Genomic DNA, 14621 nt, shown 5'->3' with positions numbered 1-14621 from the left:
GCATAACTGGACGATGGGTACGCCAGACTTTACCTTTAATACTGTTTCTAATCTTTCTTTTAATGAATGAAAACTACTCATAATGTACCTCTAAAAGCTTTATGTCTAACTTTAGGGGTGCATTTCACTAAGAGCCACAGGCTCAAAAGTACGATTAAGCGAGCGAATAACCAAAGAAAATGCACAACTTTATTTGGTTTTTCTTTGTATTCCTCTCGGTTTGCACTACCTTTGAAATCCTATTTCTTAGGTAGGCGGCACCTCGGGAATAAAAGAAAAACGGGGTTTTTCTTTGTATTCCTCTCGGTTTGCACTACCTTTGTACGAAAATAACACGCATGACAGAACTTAATATTCCAAAGGTAAGTATTATCACTGTTACATACAATGCTGGAGCTATGCTGGAAAAAACCCTCGACAGCATACAAAAACAACAATACGGCAACAAAGAAACTATCGTGGTTGACGGTAAATCTACCGACAATAGCTTAGCCATCATACAGCACTATGCTGACCAGGGAACGGTGACACAATGGAGTAGCGAACCCGATAAGGGAATCTACGACGCCATGAACAAAGGCGTGAGCAGGTGTTCGGGACAATGGGTGATATTCATGAATGCTGGCGACACCTTTGCTACAGATGATGTGCTCCATCAAGTTTTCTCCAACAAATGGGATGCAGCGGACATTGTCTATGGTGATGTGGTTAAAGACAACCATGTCAAGGCTGCACCAGCGCACTACCGCCTCTACCACCGCATGCTCTTTTGCCATCAATGTGTGTTTGTCAGACGACAATGTCTTGTCGATATTCCATTCGACATACACCACAGACTGTCAGCAGACTATAAGTTTTTCATCCAACAGTATCAACAGGGGGCTCGTTTCCAGTATATCAATATACCGATAGCCATCTTCGACACCACCGGTGTGTCTAACAGTAAGCGATCGTCAGGACTGTTCGACAACATCAAAGTGGTATGCGAAACCATTCCTTTCCCACAGCGAATCAAGTTTGTTGCACGCTTGGCAGTGCCCTACATCATGTGTCGCTTGAAAGGAAAATAAAGGCTGTATTGTCTCGCCATCACTCCCCTACGACCGCGTCGCTTAGGTAGGCGGCACCTCGGAAATAAATGAAAAAACGAGCTTTTTCTTTGTTTTTCGCTCGGTTTGCACTACTTTGGGCTTGACAGCCCCAAGGTAGGCGGCACCTCGGAAATAAAAGAAAAACGAGGTTTTTCTTTGTTTTTCGCTCGGTTTGCACTACTTTGGGCTTGACAGCCCCAAGGTAGGCGGCACCTCGGAAATAAAAGAAAAACGAGGTTTTTCTTTGTATTTCGCTCGGTTTGCACTACCTTTGTACTATGGTAACTATACAATTTTGGACAATAGCCATCGGACTATTGCTGACATTTGCCGCCAGTTGTGCCATCTATTATGGATGTAACAAGGGCATGAGCCATAGCGCACGCGGGCAACAGACCCGCCGCTTTGCTGCTGCCGCCATATTGGTATGGCTTCCCATCGCCATCGTCGGAGCACAACCCAACATGCCTCTTGCACTTGCTGCACTTTCTGGAGCTGTATGGGCAATAACTTATCCGCTGATATTCCACCTCACCAACCGCAAAATATCACCCGACTACGAAAACTATGGTGAGATTTCATGTGGCATATACTTCTTCGGCCTCTTCGCCGCCATCGGTCTTTTAGGGGGCGGAGTGATTGCCGCCATTGCTGAATGGATGCTCCTGTTGATCAGTATATCCTTGTGGGTCTATTATATGCTCTATGGAACATGTATCGATGCCAATGGCATGAAGATCGTACAGGACTCGCATCCCAACGAAATCATTGAGTTTTCACGTTCCTATCCCTTATGGAAAGTGGTGCTGCTACTGATGGCCATCGTGGCACTGCTTGCTGGATTCATCGTCGGAAACCACAACACAACAGTACCAGAAACACCGTGGAAGATTGCACTGCTTGTTGCCGTTGCCCTCTTTTTCGCTTGGTATATCTTCAAACCCCACCGCGGCATGTTCGTCCGCTCCGGCATTGTTCGCCTCTGGTTAGATATCCGAGAGTATGCAGCCAACGACCATCGGTATGTCAGCGAAATGGAACGACGGTTGAAGGACCTTCACGTCAAACCCTTAGGAAAGGCTTTCCAACGTCCGTCAACCATCATGATGGTGATTGGAGAGTCTGCATCTCGTGACTATATGAGTGCCTTTACACCCATGGAACACGACACGACGCCATGGATGCGCCGCATGACGGAGGACAACAGGCGTACCATTCTGTTTCCAAATGCCTACAGTTGCGCCATGCACACCGTGCAGTCGCTGGAAAAAGCCCTTACCGAATACAACCAATACAACGGACGCCAATTCTACGACTCCTGTTCTATCATCGATATTGCACACCGGTTAGGATACAGAGTACACTGGTATAGCAACCAAGGACACCTTGGTGCCAACGATACACCTATCACTTTGGTGGCAAACACCGCCGATGTAGCGAAATGGACGAAGCAGGATTTGGGAAAGGTGCAATACGATGAAAGCATGACAGCATTTCTCGAAGAACTCGATCCCAATGTCAACAACCTCCTCGTGCTGCATCTGAAAGGTAGCCATTTCAATTTCCTCAACCGCTATCCGGCAGACCGTACCGTATGGGGCGAACGTGGAGTACAGGACAATATAGCAAACTTTGAAAACTCCATTCGCTATACTGACAGCGTTTTAGAGCAGTTCTATGAGTATGCCAAGACACACCTGAACCTCCAGGCCATGGTCTATTTCAGCGATCACGCTACTGTTCCCGACCGCCATCGATCGCCCAATTTCTCTGGATTCGGCGCCACGCGCATCCCGCTCTTCATTCATCTCTCCGACGAATACCTGTCTTGTCATCCCGAACGCGTAGAGGCACTCAAAGCCAATAGCAACAGATATTTCACCAACGACTTAGTCTATGAACTGATGTGCGGTATCTTTGATGTGGAATCCAACCATTTCGACGAGACGTCATCATTAGCCAGCAAACAATATAAATACACCCGTGACGACCTGCTGACCTATGAGGGGAAGGCAAGAATTGCAGACGACAAATCCTCACAGATATGAAAAAAATCCTCTATTACATCGTCTTTACCCTGTGGTACATCATTTCGCTGTTGCCACTCCGCGTACTTTATGTTCTGTCAGACGTATTGTATCTGGTGCTCTACCGTATCGTGGGCTACCGTCGTCGCACCGTCTGGACCAATATTGTCACTGCTTTTCCTGAGATGACCGCCGAGGAACACCAAGATGTGGAACGCGGCTTTTACCACTTCTTCTGCGATTATATGGTAGAAAGTATCAAACTGTTGACCATGAGCAAGGCAGAAATAAAACGCCGAATGGTGTTCAAAAGCGCTGAACGCATCAACGAGGTGGTGGAAAGCGGACAGTCGTGTGCGATCTATCTGGGTCACTATTGCAACTGGGAGTGGATTACTTCACTGCCTTTGTGGGTTACGCCCAAGGCACATTGTGGACAGATTTACCATCCATTGGAGAATAAAGACTTCGATAAACTGTTTCTTCGCATGCGCCAAAGATTCGGTGCAAAGTGTATTGCCATGAATAATACACTGCGCGAAATGGTGAGATACCGCAAAGAAGGACAACCCGTTGTGATCGGCTACATATCCGATCAGGTGCCGATGTGGCAGAATATCCACCACTGGTGCAATTTCCTTCACCACGACACACCCGTACTTACCGGCACAGAGCGTATTGCCCGCAGCATGAACCATGCGGTGTTTTATATGGAAGTGAGCCGTGTCAAGCGTGGATATTATGAAGTAGAATTCAAACTCGTGACGCGCGAACCGGACAAAATGCCTGAATATGCCATTACCGACCGTTATTTCCAACTGTTGGAAGATACTATTCGTAAGCGCCCTGAATTATGGCTTTGGAGTCACAACCGATGGAAGCGTACACGCGAAAAGTTCAACCGTTTTTATGAAACAGTGGATGGCAAGGTGATTCGACGACGCGAATAGATACCCCAAAGGCACTTCTGAATAGTTTTCAATCGCTATTCATCTTCTCCTTCTGCTCAGAGTTTCAGCCTGTTTTGCGTCATTCGTTCCATGTACTGCTGTATGATGGCTTTGAGCTCGCGCACCATTTTTTGCTCCACATCAACACGACCTTTCAGATTTCGCTGCATCAGTCTGTCATCCAACCGATAGATGGCTTTGGTCTTCTGACCGTCAAACTGCAACACATAACCATATTTGACATACTGATAGATGCCGTTGAGATAGTTCACTGCCCATGTGTCTTTGCCTGCTGTCTGCAACACATCGATGCCAAAGGCACAGTAGGGCTTGGGGTAATTCAACAGTCCCATGACTGTTGGCAGTATATCTATTTGCTGCGCCACCTTGTCTTCTATCGCCGGTGTCAAACTGCCATCGGGTGCATAGATGATGATGGGCGAACAGAAACCACCGAGGTCTGACTGAAATTCGGGATGGTTACTGAGGTTGGTATGATCGCTCGTCAACACAAAAATAGTGTTTTTAAACCATGGTTGGCGCGATGCCGTTTGGAAGAATTTGCCTATCGCCATATCCGTATAGCGAATACATTTATGGATGACGAGCTGTTCTTCGGGGAAGCGCTGCTTATATTTTTCGGGAATGACAAAGGGATGATGGCTCGATGCAGTAAACAGTGCTGTCATGAACGGTTGTTTCATTTCTCCCATCTTCGTAGCATAATACTGCATAAAAGGTTCATCCCATATAGCCCATGTACCGTCGAAATCTTCATCACCGCCGAAGCGTTTGTCCTGATTGAAGTCTTCTCTGCCGTAATAGTGTTGGAATCCGGTCTTCGTGGCAAATGCCTGAAAGCCCATAGATCCGCGCTGTGCGCCATGGAAGAATGCTGTTTGGTAGCCTTCCCCTGCCAACATAGATGCCAAACCGCCCACATCGTTCATGGCTGATGGTGTGAGGAAGAATGGTTCTACAAACATTGGAATACTGGAAAGTACGCTGGGCATGCCGTCAATGCTCTTTCTGCCGTTGCAGAAACTGTATTTAAACGTGACGCTCCGACCTATCAATGAATCCACACAGGGCGTATATCCCTTGTATGTTCCCTGTTCCAAATCGCGGTTGAGCGCACCGATATACTCCCTGCCGAAGCTCTCCACGATGAGTACCACCACGTTTTTCTTCTTCATCGGACCTTCTGCAGCAGCATGCACCGGTGTATAGATAGCTGCCATGGTTGCCTCGTTATGATAATAGGTGGGCACCACAAAGACCGATTTACCTATCGAACGATAGAGTGAGAACGGCGTATTGAGCACCAGTGCTGCCTCGCTGGGCCGCTCAGCATATTGATTGGCATTGCTCACAGTGATGGGTCTCACAGCCTTTGTGAATCCTCCACGTATGCCACCGATAGCCAATGGAGTGACTACCGCCAGCGACAACACCATTGCCACAGCGTAGCGCCAGGGCGACAGCCACTTGGCTTCCATTCTTGGCGAACGGTATAAGCGCCACAATCCATAGATGACAACCACTGCCAGCACCACGAAATACCAGTGGTGGAGCAGTTCTTTCATGACGATGCCACCGAGGTTTCCTTCGTTCTGAAACTCGCTAAACACCGTTGTGGTAGTGCGTCGCATGGTAAAGGGGAAGTAGGCAGCATCGCACAGATTGGCCACCAGAGCCAAACCGTTGATGGTTACAAACAAGATGCGACACATGCGGTGATACCAGAAACGTTCCTTCAACCATAGCGGCAATAGCATGAGCACCATCCACAAGCCGTTGGTCACCAAGAGTGCAGCGGTGTCGAACACCAGTCCGCCCCTGCACAGACTGAGAAAATGGCTGAATGTCATGTTCTCAGCAAAGTGTGTCCAGTTGTCAAGCAAGTATGCCACACGCGCCAACATATAGACAGCGTATGCCAAAATCATATTGTATGCCACCGCCACCAACGGTGCTATGTATTTCAGTTGTTTCATTTTCAGTCCTTTCGTTTATCGTTTTTTCAGGTCCGCCGATGTTTTTTGCAACAGCGCCTTACCCATCCTGACGAGTCGTTCCTTATCCGTTGAGTTGCCGGCAATCACCTTTTCTGAGTTCAGATCATAGACCACATATCCCGTAGAATCCACCAGTGAGAATCCATTATTATAGGTATGATAGGCAAAGGGATAGCTATAGGAGTTGCTCAGCACATCGCGGCTGAAGCCAAAGTCAGCATGGTCGATGCCCAGCTGTGCCAACAGTGTGGCAGCCAAGTCTGTTTGGTTGCATAGCTTACTGATGCGCTTAGGAGTTTTGACTGCGCCTCCCACCCATAGCATGGGTATGTGGTTTCTCACCTGATGCGTTTCGTCAATGTCTTTATAGTTGATACCATGGTCGGGCAGCATCACCACCAAGGTGTTCTTCCACTGTGGCGATTGCTTCAACTGGGCAATGAACTGACCGATACACTGGTCGAGATAATAGAACGCATTGAGCACTTTGTCATCGAAACGATGCACAGGCACATCCCATGGCTCATGACTGCTGAGGGTGCTATACCCGATGAGATAGGGTCTCGCCATGGTATCTGTCAGTTGCCTCAACGTTTCAAACGTGATATCATCGCGTACGCCCCACTCCGCCGACTGTTGTTCTTCCTGGCTATAGTCAGCTTTCCACGTCAGTTGACTGAAACCTCCGCCCACGAGATAACTTCTCATATTCGTGAAATTGATGTCGCCACCGTATAGATAGTGGGTATTGTAACCCTGTCGGGCAAGCGTTGCTGCCATGTTGGGGAGACTTCTCGACTTAGCCGGCATCTTCATCACAGAGGTGGTAGGAAACGATGGATAGCCGCTCCAAGTGCATAGCGTTCCTCTGTCGGTGCGCCACGAATTGGCGTAACAGTTGTCGAAATAGATGCCTTCGCGCGTCAGTCGGCATAGATTCGGCATGATGTCGGTACGTCCACCGATATCAGTAAACTCGCCTCCCGCACTTTCCAGCAAGATGACGATGATGTCAGGACGCTGCGTGGTGAGTAGCGAATCAGTGTCTGTACTCGTTGTGGGAAAGAGTTGTGCAGTCAGTTTCTCACATGTTTCATCGTCCATATAGTGGTAGTCTGTCTGGTCGCTGGCAGTTCTTTCCATCGATGCCAGAAAACTAAACACCGGGTTGACCGCTGCGTGATTGAGGAATTGGTTCTGCGAGAAATACACCTGTCCGATATTGGTGGTCGATTCATCCAATCCGCCACGAATACCGATGACCATCAACGGCACCGTTGCCACCATCAGCAGCATGGCTATCCAGCGGCGGCAGGTCACTTTGAAATGCCATCTGCAACGCATCATCAGCACGGCAATCACCGTTGTCACCACTGCTATGATCACCACTCTCCACACGATATAACCTATGCTGACGCTGGCAAAAGCGTCACCTGGAGTGGAAAGAAACTGTAAACAGGAGGCATCGAGCTTGAATCCCCAGAACGGATAAAGGCTCGTATCAGCCACAAATGCCAAGGCGAGGATGAAAGCCACTACGGCATAATAGCCGTTGAGAACTTTGCGCAACACCTCCGTGCGCTTCCACCACACCGATACCGCCATCACCAAGAAGGGCACAATCGTCAGATAGAGTGCCGTAGAGAGGTCGAGCGACAGTCCGTGCTTCACCACTTGCCAGACGTCAGCCCCTTCAAACGGATGGTTGCTGCGCAGTGCGAGCATGAAACAGAGCTTCGCGGCTATAAAGATGCCTATCATCTTGATATAGTCGCCCAGCATGAGTTGGAATCTTCCTATGATACCTTTCATCGTTGTTACCCTTGTTTGTTGATCGTGTTGATGTTGTTTTCCTGTCGGATGCCACCACAGTGGCTTATCCTAAGTTCTGCATATCGTTGAGTCGTTTATAGAATCCATCCATCGCCAGGAGTGACTCGTGGGTGCCACGCTCTACGATATGTCCCTCATGGAGCACACATATCTCGTCGGCATTGCGTATGGTGCTGAGTCGGTGGGCAATGGCTATGGTGGTGCGCTGCTTCATCAGTCGCTCCAGTGCATCCTGTACCAAGCGCTCACTCTCGGTATCGAGTGCCGATGTAGCTTCGTCGAGTATGAGTATTGGAGGATTTTTCAATATCGCACGTGCAATGCTGACACGCTGACGCTGACCGCCCGACAGGCGTCCGCCGCGGTCGCCGATATTGGTATCAAACTGTTGTTCGCTCTGCATGATGAAGTCGTAGGCATTGGCTATGCGTGCGGCTTCCGCCACCTGTTCATCGGTGGCAGTCTCCACACCGAAGGCGATATTGTTGCGGAACGAGTCGTTGAAGAGTATCGCCTCTTGGTTCACATTACCGATCAACTGTCGCAAATCCTGTATGCCGAGGTCTTTCACATTGATGCCATCGATAAGCACTTCGCCCTCTTGCACATCGTAATAGCGGGGAATGAGATCGACCAGTGTCGATTTGCCGCTACCGCTCTGTCCTACCAAGGCAATGGTTTTTCCCTTTGGAATGGTGAGGTTGATATGTCGCAACACCCACTGGTCGCCATAACGGAACGACACATTGCGCAGTTCAATCTGATGTTCAAACTGCTGGATATGCTGCGGATGGTCTGACTCCTTGATGCTGTCGTCAGCCATGAGTATCTTATCCACACGTTCCATCGATGCCAATCCCTTCGGAATGTTATAGCCAGCCTTTGAAAACTCCTTCAGCGGATTGATGATGGAATAGAGGATAACCATGTAGTAGATAAATGTCGGACCCGACAGGGCATGGTAGTTGAGCACCAATACACCGCCAAACCACAACACGATGACGATCATCACAGTGCCCAGAAACTCGCTCATGGGGTGTGCCAGCTGTTGGCGAATGTTCACATGCATGATATCATTGCGGTAGCCTGTATTGATGCGGTCAAACTTCTGTCGCATCTTTTCCTCGGCACAGAATGCTTTGATGATGCGCAGACCGCCGAGGGTTTCCTCTACCACGCTCATCGTGTCGCTCCATAGCGATTGTGCCTTGATCGATTTGGCTTTGAGCTTACGGCCCACAAATCCCATGAACCATCCCATAACGGGCACGATGACGAGGGTAAACACGGTGAGTTGCCATGATATAAAGACGAGTGTGGTGAAGTATGCCACAATGAGTACGGGGTTTTTGAAAAGCATGTCAAGACTCGACATGATGCTCGATTCTATCTCTTGCACGTCGCCACTCATGCGGGCAATGATATCGCCTTTGCGTTCCTCGCTGAAGAATCCGAGGGGCAACGCCGTGATTTTCCGATAGAGCTGGTTGCGAATATCGCGCACCACCCCCGTGCGGATGGGCACGATGGTAGCCGATGAGAGGAAGTAGGCCCCCGTTTTGAGCATGGTGGTAAAAGCCAGAAACAGTCCGATGAAGAGCAGTGTGGTGGTCTGTCCATGTTCTGCCAACAGGGTGTTGACGTAGTAGTTGAGATTGTTCATCAATACTTCTTGCGCATTGCCCCAGTCCCATGCCATCCAACCGGTGGCAGCCTTACCGTCGCCGGTTTTGAATATGATTTGCAGGATAGGTATGAGTGCGGCAAACGAGAAGATGTTGAGTACTGCCGAGAGGATGTTGAACACCACCGACAACACCAGATACTTCTTATAGGGAGGCACGAAGCGCCTCAACACATTGATAAATTCTCTCATAGTATCTCGCCGAATAATGTTGCACTGGTACTTCCTGTGATACGCACGCGTACGGTTTCGCCGATGTGATGTCCTTTCTTATCCATCACCACCGCCTTGTTTTGTTCGGTGCGTCCCATGAGTTGTTCGCGCGAACGCTTACTGAACGACTCTATCAACACGTCAAACTCCTTGCCCTCGTCTTTGCGGTTTTGTGCGGCACTGACCTCTGTTTGCAGGCGAATCAGTTCGTTCAGTCGTTCTATTTTCACCTCTTCCGGCACATTGTCGGGCAGGTGTTTGGCAGCATAGGTGCCTGGGCGTTCACTGTATTTGAACATGAAGGCAGAGTCAAACTGACATTCACGCACGAGCGAGAGCGTTTCCTCATGGTCTTCGGGAGTCTCGTCGTGGTAGCCCACGAAGATGTCTGTGGTCAGTCCGCAACCGGGAATGATGCGGCGTATGGCTTCCACGCGCTCTAAATACTGCTCGCGGGTGTATTTGCGGTTCATCAGTTTCAGTATCTTGTTGCTACCGCTTTGTGCCGGGAAGTGGATGTGTTTACAGAGATTGGGCTCTTCGGCTATGGCATGTAGGATATCCTCTGTCATATCTTCCGGATTGGATGTGGTGAAGCGCACGCGCATATCGGGCACCTCCTGCGCTACGAGATGGAGCAACTGTGCGAACGATGTGCTGCCTGGCTCGCGTTTTCCCGATGGCGACAGTCCGTAGCTATTGACGTTTTGTCCCAGCAGAGTCACCTCTTTGAAGCCTCTGTCGTGCAGGTCTCTCACTTCGCGGAGTATGCTTTCCACGTCGCGTGACCGTTCGCGTCCGCGTGTATAGGGCACGATGCAATAGTGGCAGAAGTTGTTGCATCCTCTCATGATGCTGACAAATCCTCCGATATGTGCGCCATGCAGTCGTTGTGGCACGATGTCGCGATAGGTCTCTGTGGTAGATAGTTCTATGTTGATGGCTTTATGTCCGTTTTCCGCTTGTGCTATGAGGTCGGGCAGTGTGAGGTAAGCGTCTGGTCCTGCCACGAGATCGCAATGGTGGTTTTCTATCAGATCGTCCTTCACGCGTTCTGCCATACACCCTATCACGCCGATGATCAGTGGTCGTTTGCGCTTGATGGCATCGAGTGCATCGAGTCGGTGATATATTTTCTGTTCGGCGTTATCGCGTATCGAACAGGTGTTCAGAAACACTGCATCAGCCTCATCGAGGTTTTCAGTGTGTTCGTATCCGGCCATTTGCATCACGCTGGCCACTACCTCCGAATCAGCTACATTCATCTGACATCCGTAGGTTTCAATATAAAGTTTCTTCATCTTTTTCGTATTTAGGGTACAAAGTTAGTGCAAACCGAGCGGAATACAAAAGGAAAACTCGTTTTTCTTTTGTATTCCCGAGGTGCAGCCTAACTTGGAAGCGTAGCTTCAAAGTTACGATTAAGTGAGCGGAATGCAAAAGGAAATACCTTTTCTTTTGATTTTCCGAACGTAGGCAATCCCCAATAAAATTCTCCCCAAAAGCGAGGTATTCGAGCGCATTTTCAGTTGGGATTTTCGTTGAAGATTATTATTTCTGGCCATAGGCCATATCTTATCAAAGATTTCCTCCAAAGATTTCTAGCCGTAGGCTACCCCCAAAACATCCGTTTAAATTCCGTCTAAATTCCGTCTAAATTCCGATGATTGATTTCCATGTGACCTTTTATATTCCGATGATCATAAAAACCAATGCAATGCGCATGACATAAGCATTACAAAACCCATCCATACAAAACCAAATTCAATGAAATTGCGAACCAAATTCATTGAAATTGCAAACCAAATTCAATGAATTTGCAAACCAATCTCAATGAATTTGCTCAGCCATCTGCCGTTCACACCACCGCTACACGATACAGAAAGGGTGTAAACCCAGCATGCACAACAGCGCTATGCAAGGTTTACACCCATGATAGCTGACGCTCCACAGGGGCAACAGCGATGTTACCACACCTGTGCACGCTTCTTCTTAGGAAGGAAGAGGCGATTGCCCTTCTTCACACCGAAAGCCTGATACCAAGCATCGATATGGGGCAGCGCACCGTTCACGCGAGCCATATTGGGCGAGTGAACATCCTGTGTCAGGAGCATATCCATATACTGCTCACGGTTGTTGCTTGCCCAGATGCGAGCATAACCGAGGAAGAAGAGCTGATCGGCAGTGAAGTCTTTCTGGTCTGACGAAATCACATGGCCCTCCTTCTGAGCGTTGTGGTAGGCACGCAGCGCGATGTTCAAACCACCGTTGTCGCCGATGTTCTCACCAAGAGTCATCTTGCCGTTCACCTTCTTGCCGTTCACCACCTCGATGGTAGAGAAGTGATCTACGAGCACTGCGGTACGCTTATCGAAGTTAGCCTTATCGGCAGCAGTCCACCAGTTGCGCTGGTTGCCGGTCTTGTCAAACTGGCATCCCTGATCGTCGAAACCGTGACTCATCTCATGACCGATCACCACACCGATGGCACCGTAGTTGATGGCATCGTCGGCTGTAGGATCAAAGAAGGGAGCCTGAAGGATACCGGCAGGGAAACAGATCTCGTTGGTGGTAGGATTGTAGTAGGCATTGATGGTCTGTGGGGTCATCAGCCACTCGGTCTTGTCAACGGGTTTGTTCACTTTACGCTGCAGTTCGTCTATCGTGAAGAACTCAGAGATGTTGGCAAGGTTCTCGCAGAGTGAGAGCGAATCGCTGATGTCCAACTTGCTATAGTCTTTCCATTTGTCGGGATAACCTATCTTCACAATGAAGTTAGACAGTTTGTCCTGAGCCTGGGCCTTGGTCTCAGCACTCATCCATGTGGCTTCGTTGATGCGCTGACCGAGTGCCACTTGCAGATTGCGCACCAGTTCGAGCACGCGCTTCTTGCTGGATTCGGGGAAGTATTTCTCGCAGTACATCTTACCAATGGCGTTGCCCATCACTCCATTCACCAGATTGGTGGCACGCTTCCAAAGGGGATCGTCCTGCTGCTGACCGCTCAACACACTTGAGAATGCAAAGGCAGCCTTTCGGAAGTCATCGCTCATATAAGAGGCTGAACCGCTGATGATGCGCAGTTCGGCATAGCTCTTCAGATCGTCGATCGATGTCTCTGCCAATACTTTCTCCACCTCGTGAAGGGGTTCGGGCTGACCCATATCCACGCTGTCGAAGGCTGGGAATCCTGATACCCAGAATACGGTGGTCCAGTCGATACCGGGGAACTGCTCGCAGAGTTCGTCAAACGACATCTTGTGATAGTTGGCATTGATGTCGCGCAGCTGCACTCTGGAATAGCTCTTCTCGGCAATACGCTTCTCTATGGCATATACCGCATCGGCTTTCTGCTTGGCTGTTGCCTCGTCATAGCCCACGAGTGTGAACAATTTAGTATTATAGTCCATATAGGCTTTGCGCACAGCTTGCGTCTGAGCATCATCGTTCAGATAGTAGTCGCGAGTGCCCAAACCGAGTCCTCCCTGACCTATGCCCACGATATTGCGGTCGGCTTGACGCTGGTCGGCTGACACACCGATGCCATACATCATGGTCGATTCGCCACGACGATCCAGTTCGGCTGTCACGCGCTGATATTCCTTACGGTCCTTGATGGCACGGATTCTCTCCAGGTTTTTCACGATGGGTTGGAAGCCTTCCTTATTGCGGCGCACCGAATCCATCATCTGATTGTAGAGCGTTCCTATCTTCTGACCCAACGAACCTTTCTGCTGTGGTGTGGTAGAAAACTGCAAGATGAGCTCCTGAATCTGCTTCTGGTTCTGCTCGTAGAGGTCCATGAAGGCACCGTTGGTCACTTGGTCGTCGCGCAACGGATGGTTTTTCAGCCAGGCACCAGTGGCATATTCCACAAAGTTGTCACCGGGCTTCACTGCCGTGTTCATGTTCTCTTTGGCATAGCCATGCACCTTGGTTGGCTGTTGAGCAAATGCCTTTTCAGCGCCCATGTTGCCTGCCAGCATCATTACTGTGCAACAGGCACTAAGAATTGTTGTTGACTTCATATACTTTTGTTTTTATGAATTGTTAGCGTCGATATTCCGATTCTATATCGGTTGGTGGTGCAAAGGTAGTGCAAACCGAGAGAAAAACAAAAGAAAACACCTTTTCTTTTGATTTTCCGAGGTGCAGCCTACCTTAGACAGCGCAGCTGCAAAGGTACAATTAAGTTATCGAATTACCAAACCATTTGACGTGACAAATGCGTGACCACCACATTCGGTGGTCGGTCGGTGGTCGATGGGTGGTCGATAGATATACCTATCAAGCACCAGCAAACCGTTATCGCACAACATGTTACAAAGAATGGTGGTCGAGTGGTCGAAAAATACGCAACTTGCGCATGTGCGCATATACACATGTGCGTACGCGAGAAGCATACACACCCCACCTGCCATACTTAGCATGCCACCCCGATGTCTCATTGCCCAACACTACACCATCCTTGAATGCTTTTTGGAATTTCAAATTACTCTAAACCTGAATTCGGGATAAGATTATGTCATAAAGTCAATTATGCGACAAGACATGATTCATCATCCCTCCACATGGGTGAATGGCTATTTATGTTTTACCCCAGTTCGGGATAAGAAATAGTTTATAAAAAAGCTGGTAGTCTCATAAATATTTTGTACCTTTATAGGTGAAAATCAAATAGTTACAAAAATATTTAATATGACTACCGATTGCAAAGTTACAGAATTATTTTGTATTATAGACGAGTTTTGCAAACATTTTGATGCAGAAAATGCAGGAAATTTGCTGGAAGACAATAGCGGAGT

The 14621-nt window shown here is 48.8% G+C and carries 9 protein-coding genes and 1 pseudogene; 5 read left to right on the top strand and 5 right to left on the bottom strand.

Features of this window, described 5'->3' with window-relative positions; translation table 11 throughout:
• Positions 1–338: 338 nt before the first annotated feature.
• The 3 genes from CIK89_RS11825 to CIK89_RS11815 all read left to right on the top strand — a co-directional run bounded on the left by CIK89_RS11825 (position 339) and on the right by CIK89_RS11815 (position 4068).
• On the top strand, positions 339–1070 hold the full coding sequence (locus tag CIK89_RS11825; RefSeq protein ID WP_094391576.1) for a glycosyltransferase family 2 protein: 732 nt from the start codon (positions 339–341) through the stop codon (positions 1068–1070).
• Between the two features lie 299 nt (positions 1071–1369).
• Positions 1370–3139, top strand: coding sequence for a phosphoethanolamine transferase (locus CIK89_RS11820; RefSeq protein ID WP_094391575.1), 1770 nt, complete (start codon positions 1370–1372; stop codon positions 3137–3139).
• Positions 3136–4068, top strand: a complete 933-nt coding sequence (locus CIK89_RS11815) for a lysophospholipid acyltransferase family protein (protein ID WP_094391574.1) — start codon at positions 3136–3138, stop codon at positions 4066–4068. Before CIK89_RS11820 ends, CIK89_RS11815 begins: the two co-directional genes overlap by 4 nt.
• Before the next feature lie 56 nt (positions 4069–4124).
• Here CIK89_RS11815 and CIK89_RS11810 read toward each other — a convergent pair whose 3' ends face one another.
• The 4 genes from CIK89_RS11810 to miaB form a co-directional block, all read right to left on the bottom strand.
• A complete protein-coding gene (locus CIK89_RS11810) occupies positions 4125–6065 on the bottom strand; it encodes an LTA synthase family protein (protein WP_094391573.1) in 1941 nt (646 codons plus the stop codon).
• A gap of 15 nt (positions 6066–6080) precedes the next feature.
• On the bottom strand, positions 6081–7898 hold the full coding sequence (locus CIK89_RS11805) for an LTA synthase family protein (RefSeq protein WP_094391572.1): 1818 nt from the start codon (positions 7896–7898) through the stop codon (positions 6081–6083).
• A 64-nt stretch (positions 7899–7962) separates the two neighbouring features.
• Complete coding sequence (locus CIK89_RS11800) at positions 7963–9795, bottom strand: ABC transporter ATP-binding protein (RefSeq protein ID WP_094391571.1); 1833 nt, start codon at positions 9793–9795, stop codon at positions 7963–7965.
• Positions 9792–11117 (bottom strand): tRNA (N6-isopentenyl adenosine(37)-C2)-methylthiotransferase MiaB, encoded by a 1326-nt coding sequence (gene miaB, locus CIK89_RS11795; RefSeq protein WP_094391570.1) that lies wholly within the window; start codon positions 11115–11117, stop codon positions 9792–9794. The genes CIK89_RS11800 and miaB overlap by 4 nt, the downstream gene beginning before the upstream one ends.
• Positions 11118–11627: 510 nt before the next feature.
• Here miaB and CIK89_RS13960 point away from each other — a divergent pair.
• The gene (locus tag CIK89_RS13960; RefSeq protein ID WP_256387832.1) at positions 11628–11759 is read left to right on the top strand and encodes a hypothetical protein; all 132 of its coding nucleotides are present in this window, start codon (positions 11628–11630) and stop codon (positions 11757–11759) included.
• Between the two features lie 24 nt (positions 11760–11783).
• Here the strand turns inward: CIK89_RS13960 and CIK89_RS11790 are convergent, their stop codons facing one another.
• On the bottom strand, positions 11784–13844 hold the full coding sequence (locus CIK89_RS11790) for a M13 family metallopeptidase (RefSeq protein ID WP_094391569.1): 2061 nt from the start codon (positions 13842–13844) through the stop codon (positions 11784–11786).
• 670 nt (positions 13845–14514) lie between these two features.
• Here CIK89_RS11790 and CIK89_RS14050 point away from each other — a divergent pair.
• Positions 14515–14621, top strand: a pseudogene (locus tag CIK89_RS14050) (IS982 family transposase); the annotation flags it as partial.

Source organism: Prevotella sp. P4-119, assembly GCF_002251345.1.
Lineage (GTDB): Bacteria > Bacteroidota > Bacteroidia > Bacteroidales > Bacteroidaceae > Prevotella.
The sequence above is the reverse complement of the archived record's forward strand: the minus strand, read 5'-3'. Positions and strand labels throughout refer to the sequence as shown.